Below are 22275 nucleotides of genomic sequence, written 5' to 3' on the forward strand. Positions count from 1 at the left end.
CCGGCCAGGCGTGGTGCCGCTCATGGGGCTGCGCGTGCTAGGCAGTGGGCATGGATTCCAAGGCATCGGCGGACGGGCGCAAAGACGGGATCACGGACGGGCTCACAGATGTGGCCGGCCTTCGCGTGGGCCACGCGCGTGTGCCGGGCGAAGGGGCGCTGAGCGGCACGACGGTCGTGCTGACACCGGAGGGCGGTGCGGTCGCGGCGGTGGACGTACGCGGCGGGGGCCCGGGGACGCGCGAGACGGACGCGCTGGACCCGCGCAATCTCGTCCAGCGGGTCGAGGCCGTCGTACTGACAGGCGGCAGCGCGTACGGGCTGGACGCGGCGTCGGGGGTGATGGCGTGGCTGGAGGAGCGGGGGCGCGGGGTCCGGGTCGGGCCGGAGCCCACGCAGGTGGTGCCCGTGGTGCCGGCGGCATGCCTGTTCGACCTGGGAAGGGGCGGTGACTGGCGGGCGCGGCCGGGCGCGGCGACCGGGCGGGCCGCAGTGGAGGCCGCCGCGGCGGCGGAGCCGGGGGCGCCGGTGGAGTGCGGGTGCGTGGGTGCGGGCACGGGCGCGGTGGTCGGCGGGCTCAGGGGAGGCGTGGGTACGGCGAGTACGGTGCTGGAGAGTTCGGGGGTGACGGTGGGCGCGTTGGCCGTCGCCAACGGCGTGGGTTCGCCCGTCGACCCGGCGACGGGGGTGCTGTACGGGGCGTACGGCGACACCCGCTTCGCGGCGGACGACGGCTCGGGGCGGGTCGCGTACCCGGACCCGGAGGTGCGCGCGGCGGCGGCGCTACGGCTGGCGGAGGCGCGGGAGCGCAGCGGTATGCCGCCGATGAACACGACCCTCGTCGTCGTGGGCACGGACGCGGAACTGACGCGGGCGCAGGCTCAGAAGGCGGCGGGTACGGCGCACGACGGCATCGCGCGCGCCGTGCGGCCGGTGCATCTGCTGAACGACGGCGACACGGTTTTCACGCTCGCGACCGGCGCACGCCCGCTCTCCGAGGGGCGCGACCCGCTGGCCCTGAACGCGGTGCTGGCGGCGGCGGCCGAGGTGGTGGCGCGAGCCATCGTACGGGCGGTGCTGGCCGCGCGGGATGTGTCGGGTCCGGGTGGCGACTTCCCCTCGTACCGCGGCCTGTACGGCCCCCTGCCCGGGCTGCCCGGCGTGGCGGGCGAGGGCGATCTGAACGGAGGAGCGAGACCGGGTCGTTGACCGGGTGAACGGGGGCGCGCGGGAACTCGCTCTGTGCGCCCTTCGTTTCACGGAAGCCGGACGCGTTGTCGTACCGAGGCACTACCTTGAGCAAGCATCGAGTAACACGCGGCGACGGCCTGGAGACCCATCTTGAACGATCCGATCGAGCGGAACGATCCGTACGAGACCACGGAGACGCATGTCGAGCGGCTTCTGGGTCGGGCGCTCAACTCCTTCGACCTGCCCGATGCCCTCGTCGAGCGGCTCCGCTCGGCGCTGGCGCACGCGAGTGCGCTGCACGCTTCGCACCACAGCGCGGCGCTGCACCGCGCGACGTACCGGCACACGTATCTGCTGGCGGACGGCGCGTCGCTGACGCTGTGGGAGCTGGTCCACCACACCGGCGACGACGGCCGGGACCACCATGAGCTGTACGCCGACGAGGCGGAGGTGCGGCTGGCCGCGGCGCGCCTGTCCGACTCGTTCGGCTTCCCCGACGCCGTCGGTCTCGCCGACCCGCTGGACGACGACCTGGACGCGGACCTGGAGCTGCTGAGCGCCCTGCTGGTCCGCCCGCCGGCCCCCGCACCGCGTACGTACGTGCCGGACCACTCGGCGGACCACGCACGGCGGGTGCTGCGCCGCGCGGAGAACGCGAACCGGCCGGGTGACGCGGTCGCGGCGCGCCTGCGTTGCGCGTTCGCCCACCACATCCAGCAGGTGTTCGGGCGGCAGTGCAGCGTGGCGGGCGGCAGGGACGCCGGGTTCTCGCTGTACGAGCACGCGTTCCTGCTGCTGGACGGCAGCGAGATGAGCGTGTGGGAGGTCGAGCACACGGCGACGCCGGACGGCCGCCACATGTGCGAGGTGTACGAGGACGAGCGCACCGCGCGGGCGGCGATGGAGCTGCGCGCGCGGGTGCGTCGATAGCGGTCCGGCGGCGGGACGGCCGTCGGTGACCGCCCGGCCGCCGGGTCTTGGCCGCGTCCGGACTTGGCCGCGCGGCGCCCGGGCCGTGACCGCGCCCGGTCCCACACTGCCTCCACCTACGCTGCCGGGCCTACGACTCGCCCTGCGCATCGGCCTGTACGGGCAGGAGGTGCGGGCGCTTGGCGGTGCGGCCGTCGCCGGATGAGCGGCCGCGTAGGCGTCGGCCAAGCCAGGGGCCGAGGTAGGCGGCGGCCCAGCGCAGTTCGCCGAGGACGTCGGCGGGGGCGGGTGCTTCGGGGGCTGCCGGCGGACGGGTCCAGGAGTCGTCGCTGCCGGGCAGGCCGAGGGCGTGGGCCATGGCGGCGGCGATCCGCCGGTGGCCGAGCGGCGAGGCGTGCAGCCGGTCCGGGGTCCACAGGCGCGCGTCCGTGACCACCGGGTGGTGGGCGGTCTCCGCGACGGTGACGCCGTGGCGGTGCGCGGCCCGCCGGACGCGGTCGTTGAGGGCGGTGACGCGCGGGGCCAGCGGGCGGGCCAGTGGCGTGATCCGCGCCAGGTCGGGGAAGGTGAGCGTGGCGACGCGGGCACCCCGGGCGGTGAGCGCGGCGAACATCGCCTCCAGGTGGCCGGCGACCGCGTCGGCGTCGAACCGGGGCCGTAGGAGGTCGTTGACGCCGACGACGACCGTGGCCAGGTCGGGGCGGAGTTCCAGGGCGGGTGCCAGCTGCTCGGCGTGGACCTGCGCGGCGAGGCGGCCGCGTACGGCCAGGTTCGCGTACCGCAGGCCGGGGCTGTGCCGTGCGAGGTGTTCGGCGAGCCGGTCGGCCCACCCCCGCAGCCCGGTCGTGTCGTCGCCGTCGCCGAGGCCCTCGGTCTGGCTGTCGCCCAGGGCGACGTAACGCAGATACGGGCGGTCGGCGCCGGTCATGCGCCTTCCCCCCGCTCCCGCAGCACCGCGATCACGCGTTCGCACCAGTCACGGTTGCCCTCCTCGAAGGCGAGGCCGCGCAGACACGTCAGATACGGGCCGATGCGCTCGCCGTGCCGCAGGAACTCCTCCTCACTGCGGTCGGCCCCCCGCATCGCACGGAGCAGCTTGCCGAACAGGTCCGCCTTGGCCTGCGCGAAGGCGGCGCGCTCGGCGAGCTGCGCGATGAGACGGCCGGTGTCGACGTGGTCGGCGGCCTGGACCTTGACGACGAGGTCGTCACGTACGAAGGAAGGCTTGGCGGAACCGGCCGCGAACTCCTCCAGCTCGGCAAGACCGGCGTCCGTGACCCTGAACAGCCGCTTGTTGGGCCGGTTGTCCTGCACCACCTCCCGGCCGGCCACCAGCCCGTCGTTCTCCAGCCTGGCCAGCTCGGCGTACAGCTGCTGCGGCCGGGCGTGCCAGAAGTTCGCCACGCCGAGATCGAACGCCTTCGCCAGCTGGTACCCGCTCAACTCCTCGTCGAGCAGCGCCGCCAGCACGGCATGCCGTAGCGCCATCGGATCGCCTCCTCAGCCCTTGCCCGCCCGTGCCGCGTCCCTGTCCCCGCCCCTGTTCCCGGGTGCGTCATCCATGCTACTCATCATTCTGACTACTCACATTCATGAGTACCGGTCGAAGGAGGAGCCGTGCCCACAGCAGACCGCTTCCGTGCCGCCGTCGAGAGCCGTGACCTCACCGCCCTGGACGATCTGTTCACCGAGGACATCCGCTTCTACAGCCCGGTCAAGTTCACGCCCTTCCAGGGCAGGCCGCTGGTCCTGGGACTCTTCCGGGTGCTGCTGCGCACCTTCGAGGACTTCCGTTACATCGGGCACTACGCCGGCACGGCGGAGACCAGCGCCGACGGGTCGTCCGCTCCCTCGACGACCCTGCTCTTCCGAGCGACCGTGAACGGACGGCGGATCCACGGCGTCGACCTGCTGCACTTCGACGACGCCGGGAGGATCAAGGAGTTCACGGTGATGGTCCGCCCGCAGTCAGCCGTCCACGCCCTCGGGGAGGCGGTGCTCGCCGGACTGGTCGCCGACGGGCTGGTCCCGGCGCCGGGCCGGGGGGAACTCGTGCCGTAACGGCGAAGCGCGTGCCACAACAGAGTCCGGCGGAGGGACGGTCGTCGTGACCGTCCCTCCGCCGGACCTCCGCAGGACGTCTGGCAGGCCCCTCGTGGCCTCGGGTTCAGGCCGCCACCGCGACCTTGTGGCCGGTCTCCGCGGCCGGCTCGCCGTTCGGCTCCAGGACGGGGGCCTTGCGGGCGCTCTTCAGGAGGATGACCAGCGCGGCGCTGATCACTGTGCCGATGAGGATGGCCAGCAGGTAGAGGAACGGGTGGCCGATCAGCGGGACGACGAACATGCCGCCGTGCGGGGCGCGCAGGGTGGCCTCGAAGGTCATCGACAGCGCTCCGGTGACCGCGCCGCCCACCATGACCGACGGGAGGACCCGCAGCGGGTCGGCCGCCGCGAACGGGATCGCGCCCTCGGAGATGAACGACGCGCCGAGCACCCAGGCCGCCTTGCCGTTCTCGCGCTCCGCCTTCGTGAAGAGTCGACCGCGTACGGCGGTGGCCAGCGCCATCGCCAGCGGCGGCACCATACCGGCGGCCATCACGGCGGCCATGACCTTCAGCGAACCCTCGTTGGGGCTGGCCAGGCCGCCCACCGCGAAGGTGTACGCGACCTTGTTGACCGGGCCGCCCAGGTCGAAGCACATCATCAGCCCCAGGATCATGCCCAGCAGGATCGCGTTCGCGCCGGACAGGCCGGACAGCCAGTCCGTCAGCGCCTTCTGCAACTCGGCGATCGGCTTGCCGACCACCAGGAACATCAGGAAGCCGACGACCGCCGACGCCACAAGGGGGATGACCACCACCGGCATCATGCCGCGCAGTACGGAGGGGATCTTGAGCCGCCGGATGGCGAGTACGGTCCCACCCGCAAGCAGACCTGCCGCCAGGCCGCCCAGGAAGCCAGCGTTGATGGTGAGCGCCACCGCGCCGCCGACGAAGCCGGGCACCAGGCCGGGCCGGTCCGCCATGCCGTACGCGATGTAGCCCGCAAGCACCGGGACCAGGAACCCGAACGCCAGCTCGCCGATCTGGAACATCAGCGCGGCCCAGCTGTCGACCTGGCCCCACGCGAAGTGCTCGGCGACGGACGGGGCCTCGTTGATCTCCCAGCCGCCGATGGCGAAGCCCAACGCGATGAGCAGACCGCCCGCCGCGACGAACGGCACCATGTAACTGACACCGGACATCAGCCACTTGCGCAGCTTCGTGCCGTAGCCCTCGCCCGGTTCGCCCGCCCTGTCCACCGGGGTGCCGGAGGAGGCCGCGGCCGCGGGGGCGGTCGTCTCGCCGCGCTCCGCCTTGGTCCGGACCTCGTCGATCAGCTCGGCGGCCCTGTTGACACCGGCCTTCACACCGACGTCGACGGTGGGCTTCCCCGCGAATCGTTCCTTCTCGCGTACGGCGATGTCATGGGCGAAGATCACGCCGTCCGCGGCGGCGATCAGCGCCGGGTCCAGGCGGTCGAAGCCGGCTGAGCCCTGCGTCTCGACGCTCACCTCGACCCCGGCGTCCCGCCCCGCCTGCTCCAGCGACTCCGCCGCCATGTAGGTGTGCGCGATGCCCGTGGGGCAGGAGGCGACCGCGACGATCCGGAAGGGGCGGGCAGGCTCCGGTTCCGGGCCCGGCACCGGCCCCTGGGCCTCCGGCTCCTGAACCTCGGATGCGTGAACCCGGGCCTCCTGAGCCTCCGGCTCCTGAGCCTGGGGCTCCTGGGCCTCCTGGGCCTGGGGCTCCTGAGCCTCCTGAGCCTGGGGCTCCTCGGGCTCCTCATCGCCGCGGATCAGCGCCACCGCCCTGCCCGCCTCCGCCGTCGCCCGCAGCGCCGCCGTGAACTCCGCGTCCATCAGGCGCCGCGCCAGCGACGACAGGATCGTCAGGTGCGCGTCATCCGCGCCCGCCGGGGCCGCGATCAGGAAGATCAGATCCGCCGGACCGTCGGGAGCGCCGAAGTCGACGCCCTGGGCCGCGCGACCGAAGGCGAGGGTCGGTTCGGTGACGTGGGTGCTGCGGCAGTGCGGGATGCCGATGCCGCCGTCGAGGCCGGTCGGCATCTGCGCCTCGCGCGCCGCCACGTCGGCGAGGAAGCCTTCGAGATCCGTGACGCGGCCCAGGCTCACCATGCGCTCGGCGAGCGAACGAACCGCTTCTTCCTTGGACTGCGGGGCCAGGTCGAGATCGACCAGGTCCGCGGTGATCATTTCGCTCATCGCGGGTTCCATCCGCTCGTCACTCGGTGAGTGCTCGGTCGAGGGGGACGTCGGCGGTCACGGTGACCGCCGCCGGTTTCAGGTGGGCGGGCGTCGGCATCTCGCTGCCCGGCAGCTGGACGGCGGCGGCGCCGTGGGCGACGGCGGCGGCCAGCGCCTCCGGGCCTTCCCCGCCCGCCGCGAGGAAGCCCGCCAGGGACGCGTCGCCGGCGCCGACGTTGCTGCGTACGGCGGTCACGGTGGCGTTGCCGTACCAGGCGCCCGCGGCGGAGACGAGGAGCTGGCCGTCCGCGCCGAGGCTGGCGAGCACGGCGCCTGCGCCGTGCTCGCGCAGTTCCTCGGCGGCCTTGACCGCGTCGCCGACGGTGGAGAGGGGCCGGCCGACCGCTTCGGCGAGCTCCTCGGCGTTGGGCTTGACCACGTCGGGCCGGCCGCGCAGGGCGACCAGCAGCGACGGCCCGGACGTATCGAGCGCGACCCGGGAGCCGTGGCCGTGGGCGCGGGTGGCCAGGTCGGCGTACCAGGTGTCGGCGAGGCCCCCGGGGAGGCTGCCGCAGCAGGTGACCCAGTCGGCGACGGGCGCGTGGACGCCGACCGCCGCGAGGATGGCCTCGGACTCGCCGGGGGTGAGGTCCGGGCCCGGCGCGTTGACCTTGGTGAGGGTGCCGTCGGGCTCGGCGATGGCGATGTTGGAACGGGTGTGGCCGCTGATACGTACGGGGGCGACCTCGATGTTCTGCCGGGCGAGCAGATCCGCGACCAGGGCGCCGGGCGCGCCGCCGAGGGGGACGACCGCGAGGGTGCGGTGTCCGGCCGCGGCCGCGGCGCGGGAGACGTTGACGCCCTTGCCGCCGGGGTCCATCCGTTCGCCCGTCGCGCGCAGCACCTCGCCGCGCTCCAGAGCCGGGACCTCGTAGGTCCGGTCCAGGGAGGGGTTGGGGGTGACGGTGAGGATCATGCGCGTACGACTTCCGTTCCTGCGGCCTCGATGGCCGCCGTGTCCTGGGGGCTGAGCCCCTTGTCGGTGATGAGCAGGTCGACGTCGGTCAGGTCGCCGAAGCGGGCGAAGTGGTCCTGGCCGTGCTTGGCGGAGTCGGCGAGCAGGACGACGCGCCGCGCGGCGGTGACGATGGCCCGTTTGACGGCGGCCTCGGCCAGGTCGGGGGTGGTGAGTCCGTGGGCGAGGGAGAACCCGTTGGCGCCGACGAAGACGACGTCGGCGCGGATCTGCGCGTACGAGCGCAGCGCCCACGCGTCGACGGCGGCGCGGGTGCGGTGCCGGACGCGGCCGCCGACCAGGTGCAGTGAGATGCCCGGGTGGTCGGCGAGCCGGGCGGCGGTCGTCAGGGCGTGGGTGACGACGGTGAGCGAGCAGTCCAGCGGGAGGCCGGCGGCCATCCGCCCGACCGAGGAGCCGGCGTCGAGGATGACGCTGCCCTCCGCAGGCAGCTCGGCGAGGGCGGCCCGCGCGATGCGGTCCTTCTCGTCGGCTGCCGTGGACTCGCGCTCCGCGAGATCGGGCTCGAAGTCGAGCCGGCCCGCCGGGATGGCCCCGCCGTGCACGCGGCGTACCAGTCCGGCCCGGTCGAGGGCCTTCAGGTCGCGCCGGATGGTTTCGGCGGTGACCCGGAACTCCTCGGCGAGGGAGAGCACGTCGACCCGGCCGCTGTCGCGGGCGAGGCGCAGGATCTGCTGCTGGCGCTCCGGTGCGTACATGTCCGTTTACATCCGTTCGTGACCGAACCTGTGGTTCTTCCAGCAGGCTACGCCGCGACGCGCATGAAGTAAACAGAGTCGGGCATTAAACGGACACAGTCGGGCGTGAGTGATCTTGGGTTGGTAGGGCGTGCGCCGGAGCCCGGCCGGGGTCTTCGCTCTCCCGGCCGGGCTCCGGCCTCCGTGGTTCGACGTGCGGCGCGGGTCAGCGCACCGCCAGCGCGGACTTCTCCGCCTCGCCCGCGGAGCCGGCCTCGCCCGCCGAACCCGTCGAGCCCGCCGCCGAACCCGCCGGGCCCGCCTCGGCCGCCGCGAGCGACTCGGACTCCGTCCGCCGCGGCACCACGACGTCCGCGCCCTTCGCCTCCGCGCCCTCCGCGTCACCGCCCTCCACGTGCTGCTTCGGCCTGGCCGGCAGCGCGAACATCACCAGGAACACCACACCCAGCACCGCAATCACCCAGCCCATCGCTCCCGTGAACGCCTCGGCCACCGCACGCCCCGCGCCCGTCGGCACGAAGACCACCGACACCAGGCCGAGCCCGAGCGCATTGCCCAGCTGCATCACGGAGTTGACGATCCCGGACGCCGAACCCGAGTGCTCGCGCGGCACGTCCGACAGCACCGCGTCCGTCAGCGGAGCCACGACCAGGCCCATGCCCGCGCCCATCACCAGCAGCGGCAGCGCCATCTGCCAGGACTCGATGCCCATGCCGTACCGGTCCGCCTCCCACATGTACAGACCGACACCGGCGATCATCGTCAGCGCGCCCGCCTGGAGCACCTTCCGGCCGAAGCGCGGCACCAGCTTCTGCACGGAGACCCCCGCCGCCACCGACACCGCTATCGAGAACGGCACACCGGTGAGACCCGCGCGCAGCGCGCTCCAGCCGAGCCCGATCTGCATGTACATCGTCCAGACCAGGAAGTAGATGCCGAGCACGATCCCGAAGGTCAGCTGGACGGCGACACCCGCGGCGAAGCTCTTCACACGGAACAGGGACAGTTCGACGAGCGGTGAGCCGTCGCGCCGCGCCTTGTGCTTCTCGTACGCCACGAACGCCGCGAACACCGGGACGGAGGCCGCCATCATGACGAAGCACCAGGCCGGCCAGTCCAGCTCGGCGCCGCGCGTCAGCGGGTACATCAGCAGCAGCATGGCGCTGATCGCGACGACGACACCCGGCAGGTCGAGGCGGAGGGCCTTCGGGGCCTTCGACTCGGTGATGAAGGCGCGGCCGAGGACCAGCGCGGCGACGCCGACGGGCAGGTTGATCAGGAAGATCGGCCGCCAGCCGAGGCCGAACAGGTCCCACTGGGTGAGCAGCGCGCCCAGCAGCGGCCCGGACACGGCGCCGAGCCCGATGATCGCGCCGAACAGCCCGAAGACCTTGCCACGCTCGTGCGCGGGGAAGGTGGCGTGCACGATCGACAGCACCTGCGGGACCATCAGTGCCGCCGTGGCGCCCTGCAGGACGCGGGAGGCGACCAGCATGTCCGGGCCGGTGGCGAACCCGCAGAGCGCGGAGGCGACGGTGAAGCCGCCGACGCCGACGAGGAACAGCCGCTTGCGGCCGTGGATGTCGCCGAGGCGGCCACCCGTGATCAGACCGGCGGCGAAGGCGAGCGCGTAACCGGCGGTGATCCACTGGATGGCCCCGAAGGTCGCGCCGAGGTCCCGCTGGATCGCGGGGATGGCGATGTTGACGATCGTGACGTCGACCAGGTCCATGAAGGCAGCGGTCATGACGATGGCGAGGGCGAACCAGCGACGGCGGTCCGCCACGGGCACGGCGGGCGTCGGGGGCACGGCGGGCGTCGGGGGCACGGCGGCCGTCGGGGGCACGGCGGCCGTCGCCCCGGAGGTCGTGAGGGTGGTCGGGTTCTGCGAGGTCATGCCGGAGAAGCTAGGCGGCATGTAGGACAGAACACGTCCTAATGGCGAGGGATGCTGGACGGCATGACGGACACACCGGCACGTCTCCTGAAACTGCTGTCCCTTCTCCAGACACCACGCGAGTGGCCCGGCAGCGAGCTCGCCGAACGGCTTGAGGTCAGTCCGCGCACGATCCGACGGGACGTCGACCGGCTGCGGGACCTCGGCTACCCGGTCGAGTCGACGAGGGGCGCGGTGGGCGGATACCGGCTGGTCGCCGGTACCGCGATGCCTCCGCTGCTGCTGGACGACGAGGAGGCCGTCGCCATCGCGGTGGGCCTGCGCGCGGGGGCCGGGCACGCCATCGAGGGCATTGAGGAGGCCGCCGTACGGGCGCTGGCGAAGCTGGAGCAGGTGCTGCCGTCGCGGCTGCGGCACCGGGTGTCCACGCTCCAGAGCGCGACGATCCCGCTGACCCGCGGCGACGGCGCGACGGTCGACCCGCGCACGCTGACCACGCTGGCCTCGGCGGTGACCGGGCGGGAACGGCTGCGGTTCGGGTACCGGGCGAGGGACGGGGCCGAGTCGCGGCGGCAGGTGGAGCCGTACCGGCTGGTGTCCACCGGGCACCGCTGGTACCTGGTGGCGTACGACCTGGGGCGGGAGGACTGGCGGACGTTCCGCGTCGACCGGGTGGAGGAGCCGTTCGCGACGGGGGCCCGGTTCGTGCCGCGGGAGCTGCCCGGCGGGGACGCGGCGGAACTGCTGGGGCAGTCGCTGTGGCGGGGCCGGCAGGAGAGGACGGAGGATCTGGATGTGGACGTCACGTTCGACGCGCCGGCGTCCTTCGTGGCGGCGCGGCTGCCCGCGCATCTGGCGCCGGAGGCGACAGGGGACGAAACCTGCCGGGTACGGGCCCGGGTGACGGATTCGGTGGAGTGGGTGGCGGTGCGGCTGGCGCTGGTGGACCGGTGCTTCACCGTGCACGGGCCGGAGGCGCTGGTCTCGTGCGTGACCGGGCTGGGCGCCCGACTGACCCGCGCCGTCCGGAACTGAACGAGCCGGGCGGGCCCCAGGGCCCCGCCGCCGGAAGGCGGCGCCAGAGCCCCCAGTCGCCAGAGCCCCCCAGTCGCCGCCAGAGCCCCCCGGTCCCCGAAGGCCGGCACCCGTCTCCGGAAGGCAGCGGCCCACGCCGGAGACCGCGGCGCCCTGTCGCCGGACAGGCCGCAGCGCCCCGCCGGGGGGGGATGGCGAGACGCTGCGGGTGGGCCACCGCCCCGCCCCTGGGGGGATCCGGGCAGGACGGTGGGTCTGGGGGAGCCGGGCGGTCAGGCCGCGGCGTCGAAGCCGGTGTCCCTGGCCATGCGCTTCAGCTCCAGCAGGGCGTGCTTCTCGATCTGGCGGATGCGCTCGCGGGTCAGGCCGTGCTCCTTGCCGACCTCCGTGAGCGTCCGCTCGCGGCCGTCCTCGATGCCGTACCGCATGCGGATGATGGAGGCCGTGCGGTGGTCGAGCCGGTCGATCAGGTCGTCGAGCTCCTCGCTGCGCAGCAGCGTGAGCACCGACTGCTCGGGCGACACCGCCGACGTGTCCTCCAGCAGGTCGCCGAACTGGGTCTCGCCCGCGTCGTCCACGGACATGTTCAGCGACACCGGGTCGCGGGCCCAGTCCAGGACGTCGGACACCCGCTCCGGGGTCGAGCCGAGCTCGGCGGCGATCTCCGTGGGCTCCGGGTCCCTGCCGTGTTCGCGGTTGAACTCGCGCTGCACGCGCCGGATCCGGCCCAGCTCCTCCACCAGGTGGACGGGGAGCCGGATGGTGCGCGACTGGTCGGCGATCGACCGCGTGATGGCCTGGCGGATCCACCATGTCGCGTATGTCGAGAACTTGAATCCCTTGGCGTAGTCGAACTTCTCGACCGCGCGCACCAGGCCGGCATTGCCCTCCTGGATCAGGTCGAGCAGGGGCAGCCCGCTGCGCGGATAGCGCCGGGCGACCGCGACCACCAGCCGCAGGTTCGAGCGGATGAAGACGTCCTTGGCACGCTCGCCCTCGGCGAAGAGGCGCTCCAGCTCCTCGCGGGTCGCGCCACCCGCCTCGGTCTCCACCTCACCGTCGAGGATCTGCCGGGCGTACACACCCGCCTCGATGATCTGGGAGAGCTCGACCTCCTTGGCGGCGTCGAGCAGGGGCGTACGCGCGATTTCGTCGAGGTACATGCCGACCAGGTCGCGGTCGGCGATCTCCCCGCCCACTGCGCGAACGCTGTTGGCCCGATCGGTCCCGGTGGTGGCGGACTCCTGACGGGCGACGGCACGGGTTGCCATGCGAGCTCCCTTACTGAGTAGGTCGCGACACCCTTCCGGGTGCCCTGCATCCGACGGAAACAACGACTGGAATCCGGACAGAATTCCCATGCCGACCATCGATTTTCGAGATCATGCAGTACCCTGTGCCGCCACAACGGGAGGGTGCGCGATGATCGATCAGACAGAAGTGCAGGTCGGAACGGGCACGGAGGCCGATCTCCCGGCCCTCACGGAGCTGTACAACCACTACGTCCGTGAGACGCCGATCACATTCGACACGGTGCCCTTCACTCCCGACCAGCGTCGCCCCTGGCTGCTCTCCCACCTGGAGGACGGCCCCCACCGCCTCCTGGTTGCTCGACACAACGGGCGGGATGCCCGAAATGTTCCGAGCGGGGTCCTCGGTTACGCGACGACCGGGCCCTTCCGAGCCAAGCCCGCGTACGGGACCTCCGTCGAGGCCAGCGTGTATCTCGCCCCCGACGCCGTCGGACGTGGCATAGGCGCCCTCCTCTACACACGGCTCTTCGAGCTGCTCGCCCACGAGGACGTCCACCGCGCCTACGCCGGCATCGCCCTCCCCAACGAGGCGTCCGTACGCCTCCACACCCGCTTCGGCTTCCGCCACACCGGCACCTTCACGGAGGTGGGGCGGAAGTTCGGCAGGTACTGGGACGTCGCCTGGTACGAGAAGCCGCTCCGGCCGGGGGCCTAGGTCCACGGCCCGTCCCTCTGGGTCCACAGCCGGTTCCGGCGCCGTCGGCCGCGCACCTGGTAGTGCTTCGTGGATCTTGGGGAGGTCGAGCGTCTTCGAGGGATCTGGGCGAGTGTCATCCCCTCGCGGCGTGGAGACGATCTATGCGGCCAGCCCCTCGGTGAGGGTGGCCCGGTACTCGCGTTCAATGCATCCAATAGGCGCCGGACCTGCGCGATCCAAATACTGTGGAACGCCTGATCGAAAACCGCTACACAAGCGAAGGCCGGACATTGCCCCGCCCAAGAACCTGCTCCGCTCTCTCCATCGCTGCCGCGGACCCGGCCGGCCTCGGCGCTGGTCTGGAGCGGGTACCGGAGCGCGCCGATAGGGACGTACCTTGAGCTCTGAAACCAGCAACACCAGTACCGCAGCGGGTGGCCTCGATGCCTCCGCCGCCGTCTCTCCAAAGGGATCGGACGCGCCTCCCGGCCACCGAAGGCTGTGGGGCGACATGTCCCTGTCCGCGGTGCTCGCGGGGCTCCTGGCCGCGGTGGTCTCGTACTCCGGCCCGCTGGTCATCGTGCTCGCCGCCGCCGCGGCCGGGCACCTGGACAAGGCGCAGACCGGCTCCTGGATCTGGGCCATCTCGATAGGCAGCGGCCTGACCTGCATCGGGCTCAGCCTGCGTACGAAGATGCCGGTCATCACCGCCTGGTCGACGCCCGGTGCCGCCCTGCTGGTCACCAGCCTGGGGGCCTACTCGTACGCGGAGGCCATCGGGGCGTTCATCGTCACCGGCGTTGTGATCACCCTGGTCGGACTGACCGGTGTGTTCGGCCGGCTCATGCGGCAGGTGCCCACGGCGGTCGTCTCCGCCATGCTCGCGGGCATTCTCTTCTCCTTCGGCACCGACGTCTTCACCTCGCTGGAGACCGCGCCATGGATCGCCGGGACCGTCCTCCTGGTCTATCTGCTCGGCAAGCGATGGCTGCCCCGCTACGCGGTACTCATCGCACTCGCCGTGGGCGTCGTGGCCGCCGCCGCCACCTCGCGCCTGGACATCCACCTGGACAGCATCGAGCCGGCCCGACCGGTGCTCACCACGCCCGACTTCTCGGTCGCCTCGCTCATCGGCATCGCGGTCCCCATGGTCCTGGCGACCCTGGCCTCGCAGAACGCGCCCGGCATGGCGGTGCTCACCGCGTCCGGATACCAGCCCGAAGACCGGCTGCTGATCGGCTCGACCGGGCTGGTCTCCACAGTCCTCGCCCCCTTCGGCTCCCACGCCATCAACCTCGCGGCCATCACGGCGGCGATCTGCACCGGCCCTGAGTCTCACCGCGACCCTGAGCGCCGCTATGTCGCCGGCGTCGCCTGCGGGGCGCTCTACCTCCTGGGTGGATTCTTCGGCACCACCCTCGTGGTCCTCTTCGCCGACCTGCCGAAGGAACTGGTCGCCGCCATCGCCGGGGTCGCCCTGTTCGGGGCGCTGGCCGGCGGTCTGAGCCAGGCGGTCAGGGAGGAGCAGGACCGGGAGGCCGCCCTGATCACCTTTCTGGCCACCGCCTCCGGAGTCACCGTCTTCGGCATCGGATCGGCCTTCTGGGGGCTGACGTTCGGCGTCGCGGTCCATCTCGTGCTGACCGGCCGACGCAGAACTCGTAGTGTGTCTGGGTGAGCCTTCATGTCGTCATAGGATTCGGGCCCGCCGGGGCGGCCACTGCTCGGCTGCTGGCCGAACAGGGGCATTCCGTACGGGTCGTAACCACCTCGGGCCGTCCCCCGGAACCCGGCATCGAACACGTCGCGTTGGACGCGACGGACAGCGTGCGACTGATCGAGGCCGTGCGGGGCGCGGCCGCGATCTACGGCTGTGCCGCGCCGCCCTACCATCGCTGGGCGAGTGCCCTGCCGCCGCTGGCCACGTCGATCTGCGCGGCGGCCGAGGCAACCGGGGCCGTCCTGGTCATGCTGGGCAATCTCTATGGCTACGGCCCGGTGGACGGTCCCATGACCGAGGAGCTGCCGCTCGCGGCGACCGGCTCCAAAGGGCGGGTGCGTGCCGCGGTTTGGCGGCAGGCCCAGGAGCTGCATGAGCGGGGTCGCATCAGGGCGGTCGAGGTGCGGGCCTCGGACTTCTTCGGGCCCGGGGTGACCGACGGAGGGCACCTGGCCGCGCGGGTCATGCCACGACTGTTGCGCGGCAAGCCGGTCTCCACGCTCGGGGATCCGGACGCCCCGCACAGCTGGAGCCATCTCCCCGATGTCGCCAGAGCACTGGTCGAGGTCGCGGGAGAGGAACGGGCCTGGGGGCGGGCCTGGCACGTCCCGACGGAGCCACCGCTCTCCGTCCAAGAGATGGTCGACCGCCTCGCCGCTCAGTCGGAAGTGGGACCGGTCTCGGTGCGCGGGCTGTCCCCGGCCGTACTGCGGGTCGCATCGGTCTTCTCTCCGGTGATCCGCGAACTGAAGGAGATCCGCTATCAGTTCGACCGTCCGTTCGTCATGGATTCGAGTGCCTACGAGGCCGAGTTCGCGGTACGGGCCACCCCTGTCGACGAGCAGGTCAGGACGACGGTGAACTGGTGGCGCGAGCGACAGTCACATTCCTGATATGTCGTCAGCTCAGACACGTCGGGCATGGAAGTGGCCCCAGAAGTAATTCGAGAACTGCTCGAGTGGACATACGGGGACCTGGCCCGGGGAAATGCCGGTGTCAGCCTTGCCTTCGGTGCACGCCGGGTGACCGCGACCGGCCTGAACGGGCGCCTGCTCCCTCTTGTGCGCGATGCGTCCGAGCAGGCCGCGTTCGCTGAGCACCGCTCAGGACCTTCTCGGGTCGATATCCGCCGGCGAGGCCGTCCGGTGCCGGGAGTGGCGCCGACGATTCACCGCAGCCACGTGTCCCAGGTCTTCAACCCCGCCGTATTCTTTGAACGTTGACACAACGCCTCGACAGGAAGAGGGCACGTTGGCGACACATGTGATGGCCGTACTGGGCTTTTCTTCCACTGAAGAAGACATCTACCGGCACTTTCTGCGCCACCCGTACACCTCGTGCGACGACGTCCATCTGGCCGTGCGGACGGACCGGGACGGGGCGCAGCGGGCGCTGGAACGGCTACGGGAGCTGCGGGCGCTCCAGGGCGAGGAGAGCAGGCTGTGGGCCACGGAGCCCACGACGCTGATACCCCGGCTGGCGGAGGGCCGGCTGGAACGGCTGCACCGGGAGATGCTGGAACTGACCCACACCCACCCGATCACGGCCGCCCTGGAGCGTGACCGCCCGGCGCAGACCGACGCCGCCGGGCCGGCGGCGCCGGGGATCGAGCGGATCGAGGATCTGGCCCTGGTCCGCGGGCTGATCGACGACCTCGCGTTCTTCGCCAGGACCGAAGTGCTCTCCGCCGAGCCCTACGACGCGCTGAGCCCGCACAACATCGAGCATGCCCGCCCCCTGGACCTGCGCTGCCTGCGGCGCGGGGTGCGGATCCGCAACCTGGTGCGCCGCACAGCCCTGTGCGACGCCCCCACCGTCGGCTATCTGCGGGAGATCGCCGCCCACGGCGCCGAGGTGCGGGTCGCGGAGGACTTCTCCGAACTGATCCTGGTCTACGACCGGCACACCGCGCTGGTCCCGGTCGACCCTCGGGACACCGCACGCGGGGCGCTCTGCGCCCGGGAGGGCGCGCTGGTCGGCAATATCATCACTCTCTTCGAACGGCTCTGGGCGGATGCCGAGAATCTGGGCGCCCTGGTGGACGCCGCCGACCCGGATGCGCCGGAACTCTCCACCGTGCAGCGGGAGGTGCTGCACTGCATGTGCTCGGTGAGCAAGGACGAGGTGGGCGCCCGCAAGCTCGGGGTGTCGCTGCGCACCTACCGGCGCCATATCGCGGACCTGATGCATCTGCTGGACTCCGACAACCGAGCCCAGGCCGCGCTCGCGGCCCGCGAGCGCGGCTGGATCTGATCACCGGCTCAGCCGGCCTCCTCCAGTCGCCAGGCGGCGAGCGCGGGATCGTTCAGCGATTCGGCCACGGCCGCCCGCACCCGTTCCGGCGTGGCATCGCCCGGGACGGTGATCCAGATCCGGATCCGGTCGGCGGTCGCCGCGTGCCGACAGCGCCAGTGCCGGGGAAGCCGCACCAGCAGCCGCAGCACCGCGACCTCACCGTCCGACGTATCCGGCCCACGGTGGCTCAGTTCGACGTACTCGATGTACACCGTCACGTCTCCCCCTCACGTCGCCTTCTCAGGGTGACGACTGCAGATTCGGCAGCGGCAGCCCGAACTCGTGGCGCAGCGCCGACCGGGCCGCGTAGTAGCCGCACATTCCGTGCACACTGGGCCCGGGCGGGGTCGCCGCCGAGCACAGATACGTCCCGGGCAGCGGGACGCGGTACGGATCCCAGCGGGCGGCCGGCCGCAGCAGGCTCTGCCACAGCGTGATGGCGCCGGTGCCGATGTCCCCGCCGACGTAGTTGGCGTTGTACGCCTCATAGGCGGCGCCGGAGATGCCGCGTTCGGCCAGCACGGTGTCGCCGAAGCCGGGTGCGTAGCGCTCGATCCGCCGCCGGATCAGTGCCACCGGGTCGCGGGTGTCGCCCGGCGGCAGATGGGCGTACGCCCACACCGGGCGCTTGCCCGGCCGGGCGCGCCCGGGGTCCGCGACGGCCGGGTCCGCGACCAGCACGAGCGGCTCGTCGCAGGGCTCACCACGGGCGTTGGCCGTCTCCTGGCGGTAGATCTCCGGCAGGGTGCCGCCCAGATGGACGGTTCCGGCCCGGCCGACCCGGGGGTCGGCCCAGGGGATCGGCTCGGAGACCAGGAAGTCCGCCTTTCCGGCGGCCGGTCCGTAGCGGTACCGGGCCAGCGCCCGGGCGTAGCGGCGTGGCAGCCGGTCCCCGGCCAGGGCGAGCAGGCCGCGTGGCGAGACGTCCAGCAGCACCGCGCGGGCCCCGGCGAACTCCCCCAGATCGGTGACCCGGTGGCCGGTGTGGAAGGTGCCGCCGTGCGCGGCGATATCGGCGATCAGCGCGTCGGCGATCGCCTGGCTGCCGCCGCGCGGCAGCGGCCACCCGGTGCCGTGCGCCAGATGCCCCAGCAGCATCGCCACGGCCGCCCCGGCCGGGGAGGGCAGCGGGCCCAGCGAGTGCGCGGCGAGTCCCGCCAGCAGCGCGGGGGCCTCCTCACCGGTGAACCGGGTGCGGGCCGGCGGCAGGCCGTAGGCGGCGACACGTCCGGCCAGCAGCCGGGCGGGGGTGATGCCCGGCGGGCGGCGCATGGTCGACAGCAGCACATCCGTCAGCCGCGTGCTGTGGGTCAGCAGCGGCTCCATCAGACGGCGCCAGCGCCGGCCGTCCGCCGAGCCGAGGGCCGCGCAGGTCGCGTCCAGGTCATGCCAGGCGAGGGCGGACCGGCCGCCGTCCAGCGGATGCGCGTAGGAGATCTCCGGGTGCCGCAGCTCCACGCCCCGGGCGGGCAGGTCGAACTCGCGGAAGAACCGGGAGGCCGCGGCCAGCGGATGCACCGCCGCGCAGATGTCGTGGACGATCTCGCTGTCGAACAGCGCGGCGCCGCGCAGCCCGCCGCCCAGGGTGTCCGCCGCCTCGTAGACCGCGACCCGCAGTCCGGCGCGGGCCAGGGTGACGGCGGCGGCCAGGCCGTTGGGGCCGCTGCCCACGACGACGGCGTCGGCGTTCACCGGCATCCGTGGGCTCCGCAGCCCTTGTCGAAGTCGCCGCCGTTCGCGGACTCGTCGGCGTCGGTGCCACCGCCGACCCCATGACCGGGGTCCGCATGACCGGGGTCCGCCACGCCGCCGGAAGCGGGCCGGCCGCCATCTCCGGGGCGCTCCACCACCGGGCAGGGAAGGCCCGTGGGGAGGCCGGACGGACCGTCACCGGGCATGTCGGTGACCGGATTCTCCGGCAGCGCCTCCTCCCACGAGGGCGGCGCACCGCGGGTGTGCGTCGCCGCGACGGCCGAAGGCGCCGCGAGGGCCGGCGCCCCTGCGGTCAGCATCGCGACGCCCGTCCGGCGCCCACGCCCCACCAGGCGGAGTATGCCCGCGATTCCGGCTCGTGCCTTCTCGCTCATGACTCTCCTCTGCGCCACTCCCGCCCCACCGGCGGGACGCTTCCCCGACAGACTTCGACACCATGTCAGAAGGTGTGGCCGTCGGTTGGTTCCCCTATGGCAACTGTCTGCGATTCCGGATGCAGCTTGCTGACAGACCGCCACGCACCTGCCCCGTCCAGGGCGCCCGGGCACTGACAGCCTGGGCGGGATGCGGCCGTCAGGCCGGCTGGATCCCGGAATCGCCGGCAGCGGCCTTACCGAGCTCATTGGCGCCGAGGACGGCGGACGCGATCGCGACGCCGGCCGTAAAGGCGCCCGGCGTGGCCATCACCGGCAGGGAGCCGGGCACGACATGGCCGCGCGCGTCCCTGATGCTGATCTCCGCCAGCTTCGGCGCGCCGTTGGCGGACCAGGTGACGACGTGCGGCGCAGCGGCCATTACCTGCCCTCCTCCGCGTCACCGCCGACCGCGTAGCCCACGGCGTACGCGGCGCCCACCACGGTCACGCCGGCGCGGCGAAGGCCAGGGTCGGAGTGGCCATGACGGGCACGGCCCGGTCGCTGATCTTCCCCTGGTCGGTCTCGCGCAGCGCGCCGGACAGGGCGGCGCCGCCAACCAACAGCTGATGGTGTGTGCGCCCGGGCCCTGCCAACGGCACGAGATCCGCTCAAGGACGGCCGCTGGTCGCTTGCTGCCGCCACCGGTCAGCAACCTGTCACACGCGTCTGGTGGTCCGCGGGCGGAGAAGAGCGCCTGGGACAGCGGTGGTTCGCCGGGGATCCGGGGGCACACGCCGGGGGTGGGCGCACCAGCGCTCGGCACGGTCGGCAGACCGGCAGACCGGCAGACCGGCAGACCGGCGACACGTACGCCAGGGGTCATGGCGGCACGTGCGGCCATGACCCCTGGAACGATCTCGCTGTCGAGCAGCGTCGCCTTACCGCACGGCCGGCCGCCGGGGGCGAGCCAGGACGGCGGCGGCGTCGGCGTCTCTCAGCTCATTCCCACTGCCACCCGTTGGCACAGGTGCTCTGCCGCCCGCCGGTGAGGGACGGGAGTCTGTCCTCCGGGCAGGGCAGGCCCCCCGGCGGGCCGGGCTGACGGTCCGCCGGGGACACCTCGACCGACGCGCCCGCTCCCGACGCGCCCGCTCCCGCCGGGGCGGCGACTGCCGGTGCCGCGACGGCCAGGGCTCCGGCCGTCAGCAGCGCGACGCCCGTTCGCCGTCCCCCAGAGGCCAGACCCGCCAGATGGGTGAGGCGGGTTCGTCCGGCTCGTATGGTCTTGCTCATTTCTCGTCCTCCGCTACAACGTCCGTGCGGCACGGGGTGGTTCGCTTCCGGCAGCCGACACTTGCAGATCTTGGCCGGCGTCCCCCCGGAGGCCGTGGCAGATGCCTGCGACTCCGGGTGCAGCATCCTGCCAGGCTCACCCCGCGGGGACGGCCGCCGGCCTGTCGCGCGATTGCCCGTCGGCCAGCCGCCGGTACAGCTCGTCCTCCGCCACCAGCCGGTCGTGCCCGCCGACGGCGCGCACCCGGCCGTCCTCCAGGACGACGATCCGGTCGGCGTCGGCCACGGTGGACAGCCGGTGGGCGATGACGATCACCGCGCACTCCCCGGCCACCCGGCGCACGGTGTCCCGGAACGCCGACTCGGCCTCCGCGTCCAGCTGGGAGGTGGCCTCGTCCAGCAGCATCACATCCGGCTTGAGCAGCAGCGCGCGGGCGATGCACAGCCGCTGCCGCTGGCCGCCGGAGAGGCCGACGCCCTGGTCGCCGAGCTCGGTGTCCAGGCCGTCCGGCAGCGTGGCCACCACCTCGGCGAGCCCGGCCCGCTCCACGGCCTGCCGGATCTCCTCCTCGCTCGCGTACGGCGCGGCGTAGGTGAGGTTCTCCCGCACGGTGCCCCGCATGGCGGTGGTGTCCTGCTCGACATAGCCGACCCGCCCGCGCAGCTCCGCCAGCCGCATGGCGGCGACGTCCCGGCCGCCGAGCAGCACGCTGCCCCGTTCCGGCCGGTAGAACCGCTCGATGAGCTGGAACAGCGTCGTCTTTCCCGCACCGGACGGACCGACCACGGCGGTCAGCCCCCGCTCGGGGACGGTGAACGACACCCCGTTCAACGCCTGCCGTCCCCCGCCGTAGCCGAAGTGCACCTCGCGGAACTCCACAGCGGCGGCACCGCCGTTCCCACGCGGCACGATGTCGGGAACCGAGGAGGGAGCGTCCTCCTGCTCCAGGCCGGCCAGCGCGTCCACCCGGCTGATCGCCGCCCGGCCCTGCTGGAACTGGCCGACGCTCATAAAGAACATCACCAGCGGGGAAACCAGATAGAACAGATACATCACAAAGGCCGTCAGATCGGCCGCGTTCATCGAGCCGGTGGCCACCCGCGCCATTCCGGCGGCGACCACCGCCGCCAGGGATATCTGCAGCCCGACGTTCATGGTCGGGGTGAGCAGCGCCCCGACCACCGTGGCGCGGATACCCGAGCGGCGGGCGCGCTCGGCCAGCCCCCCGAGCCGCTCCTGCTCGCGGCCCTCAGCACGGGACGCCTTGACGGTGGTCAGCGCGGCCAACACCCGCTGCAGGTCGGATCCGAAGGCGCCGGTGTTCTCCCGGTGTTGCAGGGCGATGATGCGCAGCTTGCGGGCCAGCAGCAGGGAGACGGTGCTGGCGACGCCCAGGCAGCCGAGGGTGATCAGCAGGAGCCAGATGTCGATCCAGCCCATCAGCACGATGCCGCCCACCACCAGCAGGCCGTTGATGATCAGCTGGGCGAGGCTGTGCGACAGCGCGATCTTGACCAGCGAGGTGTCGGAGACCAGCCGGGTGTGCACATCGCCCTGCCGCTGCCTGCGGAACCGGCCCAGATCCGCCCGGAGCACCAGGCCGGTGAGCAGGGTCCGTGCGTCCCGCACGATGTTCTCGCCGGCGCGGCCGATCAGATACGCCTGCCCGGAGGAGAGCGCGGCGTCGGCCAGGAAGAGCCCGGCCAGCAGCAGGATGATGCCGGCCACCGGCTCGTTCCGGGCGGCCGTCTCGATCAGCTCGCCGATCACCAGCGGCTGGGTCAGGGTCGCCACCACGCCGATCAGGCCGAGCAGCACTCCGCCGACCAGCAGCGAGCGGTGGGCGCGGGCCACCGCCCAGACGGTCGGCTTCGCCTCGGCCTCCCGGTCGGGTTCGTTTCGCGTGGGCATGGGC

21 protein-coding genes are annotated in these 22275 nt (G+C 72.6%); 8 read left to right on the forward strand and 13 right to left on the reverse strand.

Annotation, left to right across the window (positions count from 1 at the left end; translation table 11 throughout):
• The first annotated feature begins 50 nt into the window (after window positions 1-50).
• The gene (locus FVS66_RS07170; protein WP_149180149.1) at window positions 51-1208 is read left to right on the forward strand and encodes a P1 family peptidase; all 1158 of its coding nucleotides are present in this window, start codon (window positions 51-53) and stop codon (window positions 1206-1208) included.
• 132 nt (window positions 1209-1340) lie between these two features.
• Window positions 1341-2120 (forward strand): DUF6227 family protein, encoded by a 780-nt coding sequence (locus tag FVS66_RS07175; RefSeq protein WP_149180150.1) that lies wholly within the window; start codon window positions 1341-1343, stop codon window positions 2118-2120.
• A 130-nt stretch (window positions 2121-2250) separates the two neighbouring features.
• Here the strand turns inward: FVS66_RS07175 and FVS66_RS07180 are convergent, their stop codons facing one another.
• Together FVS66_RS07180 and FVS66_RS07185 are read right to left on the reverse strand one after the other, a co-directional pair.
• Window positions 2251-3048 carry an SGNH/GDSL hydrolase family protein gene (locus FVS66_RS07180; RefSeq protein WP_149180151.1) on the reverse strand — a complete coding sequence of 266 codons (798 nt, stop codon included), beginning with the start codon at window positions 3046-3048 and terminating at the stop codon, window positions 2251-2253.
• Entirely contained in the window at window positions 3045-3608 is a 564-nt protein-coding gene (locus FVS66_RS07185; RefSeq protein WP_149180152.1) for a PadR family transcriptional regulator, read from the reverse strand. The genes FVS66_RS07180 and FVS66_RS07185 overlap by 4 nt, the downstream gene beginning before the upstream one ends.
• A gap of 129 nt (window positions 3609-3737) precedes the next feature.
• Here FVS66_RS07185 and FVS66_RS07190 point away from each other — a divergent pair, with 129 nt between their 5' ends.
• Window positions 3738-4181: a nuclear transport factor 2 family protein gene (locus FVS66_RS07190; protein ID WP_149180153.1), complete on the forward strand. Its 444-nt coding sequence runs from the start codon at window positions 3738-3740 to the stop codon at window positions 4179-4181.
• Window positions 4182-4287: 106 nt separating this feature from the next.
• On the opposite strand, the gene FVS66_RS07195 is transcribed toward FVS66_RS07190, so the two are convergent.
• The 4 genes from FVS66_RS07195 to FVS66_RS07210 all read right to left on the reverse strand — a co-directional run bounded on the left by FVS66_RS07195 (window position 4288) and on the right by FVS66_RS07210 (window position 9997).
• A complete protein-coding gene (locus FVS66_RS07195) occupies window positions 4288-6384 on the reverse strand; it encodes a fructose-specific PTS transporter subunit EIIC (RefSeq protein ID WP_149180154.1) in 2097 nt (698 codons plus the stop codon).
• Window positions 6385-6403: 19 nt separating this feature from the next.
• Window positions 6404-7342: a 1-phosphofructokinase gene (pfkB, locus tag FVS66_RS07200; protein WP_149180155.1), complete on the reverse strand. Its 939-nt coding sequence runs from the start codon at window positions 7340-7342 to the stop codon at window positions 6404-6406.
• On the reverse strand, window positions 7339-8100 hold the full coding sequence (locus FVS66_RS07205; RefSeq protein WP_149180156.1) for a DeoR/GlpR family DNA-binding transcription regulator: 762 nt from the start codon (window positions 8098-8100) through the stop codon (window positions 7339-7341). The genes pfkB and FVS66_RS07205 overlap by 4 nt, the downstream gene beginning before the upstream one ends.
• A gap of 205 nt (window positions 8101-8305) precedes the next feature.
• Window positions 8306-9997: an MFS transporter gene (locus FVS66_RS07210; RefSeq protein WP_149180157.1), complete on the reverse strand. Its 1692-nt coding sequence runs from the start codon at window positions 9995-9997 to the stop codon at window positions 8306-8308.
• Window positions 9998-10060: 63 nt separating this feature from the next.
• Between FVS66_RS07210 and FVS66_RS07215 the strand changes: the two genes are divergently transcribed.
• Entirely contained in the window at window positions 10061-11032 is a 972-nt protein-coding gene (locus FVS66_RS07215; RefSeq protein ID WP_262386849.1) for a transcriptional regulator, read from the forward strand.
• Window positions 11033-11304: 272 nt separating this feature from the next.
• Here FVS66_RS07215 and FVS66_RS07220 read toward each other — a convergent pair whose 3' ends face one another.
• Window positions 11305-12303, reverse strand: coding sequence for a sigma-70 family RNA polymerase sigma factor (locus FVS66_RS07220; RefSeq protein WP_149180159.1), 999 nt, complete (start codon window positions 12301-12303; stop codon window positions 11305-11307).
• A 151-nt stretch (window positions 12304-12454) separates the two neighbouring features.
• On the opposite strand from FVS66_RS07220, the gene FVS66_RS07225 reads away from it, so the two are divergent.
• The 4 genes from FVS66_RS07225 (at window position 12455) to FVS66_RS07240 (ending at window position 16955) form a co-directional block, all read left to right on the forward strand.
• On the forward strand, window positions 12455-13000 hold the full coding sequence (locus FVS66_RS07225) for a GNAT family N-acetyltransferase (RefSeq protein WP_149180160.1): 546 nt from the start codon (window positions 12455-12457) through the stop codon (window positions 12998-13000).
• A gap of 493 nt (window positions 13001-13493) precedes the next feature.
• The gene (locus FVS66_RS07230) at window positions 13494-14660 is read left to right on the forward strand and encodes a benzoate/H(+) symporter BenE family transporter (protein ID WP_149180161.1); all 1167 of its coding nucleotides are present in this window, start codon (window positions 13494-13496) and stop codon (window positions 14658-14660) included.
• Window positions 14657-15595: an NAD-dependent epimerase/dehydratase family protein gene (locus FVS66_RS07235; RefSeq protein ID WP_149180162.1), complete on the forward strand. Its 939-nt coding sequence runs from the start codon at window positions 14657-14659 to the stop codon at window positions 15593-15595. Before FVS66_RS07230 ends, FVS66_RS07235 begins: the two co-directional genes overlap by 4 nt.
• Before the next feature lie 373 nt (window positions 15596-15968).
• Window positions 15969-16955: a response regulator transcription factor gene (locus tag FVS66_RS07240; protein WP_149180180.1), complete on the forward strand. Its 987-nt coding sequence runs from the start codon at window positions 15969-15971 to the stop codon at window positions 16953-16955.
• Window positions 16956-16963: 8 nt separating this feature from the next.
• Here the strand turns inward: FVS66_RS07240 and FVS66_RS07245 are convergent, their stop codons facing one another.
• From FVS66_RS07245 to FVS66_RS07270, 6 genes are all read right to left on the reverse strand, one after another.
• Window positions 16964-17215 carry a hypothetical protein gene (locus FVS66_RS07245; protein ID WP_149180163.1) on the reverse strand — a complete coding sequence of 84 codons (252 nt, stop codon included), beginning with the start codon at window positions 17213-17215 and terminating at the stop codon, window positions 16964-16966.
• Between the two features lie 22 nt (window positions 17216-17237).
• Window positions 17238-18695 carry an NAD(P)/FAD-dependent oxidoreductase gene (locus FVS66_RS07250; protein WP_149180164.1) on the reverse strand — a complete coding sequence of 486 codons (1458 nt, stop codon included), beginning with the start codon at window positions 18693-18695 and terminating at the stop codon, window positions 17238-17240.
• A complete protein-coding gene (locus FVS66_RS07255; protein ID WP_149180165.1) occupies window positions 18686-19084 on the reverse strand; it encodes a hypothetical protein in 399 nt (132 codons plus the stop codon). Before FVS66_RS07255 ends, FVS66_RS07250 begins: the two co-directional genes overlap by 10 nt.
• A 199-nt stretch (window positions 19085-19283) precedes the next feature.
• Window positions 19284-19505: a hypothetical protein gene (locus FVS66_RS07260; RefSeq protein ID WP_149180166.1), complete on the reverse strand. Its 222-nt coding sequence runs from the start codon at window positions 19503-19505 to the stop codon at window positions 19284-19286.
• A gap of 560 nt (window positions 19506-20065) precedes the next feature.
• Window positions 20066-20359: a hypothetical protein gene (locus FVS66_RS07265; protein WP_149180167.1), complete on the reverse strand. Its 294-nt coding sequence runs from the start codon at window positions 20357-20359 to the stop codon at window positions 20066-20068.
• A gap of 136 nt (window positions 20360-20495) precedes the next feature.
• Window positions 20496-22271, reverse strand: coding sequence for an ABC transporter ATP-binding protein (locus FVS66_RS07270; RefSeq protein ID WP_149180168.1), 1776 nt, complete (start codon window positions 22269-22271; stop codon window positions 20496-20498).
• Window positions 22272-22275: the final 4 nt, after the last annotated feature.

The sequence above is a fragment of the Streptomyces sp. TRM49041 genome (assembly GCF_008271805.1).
Classification (GTDB): domain Bacteria; phylum Actinomycetota; class Actinomycetes; order Streptomycetales; family Streptomycetaceae; genus Streptomyces.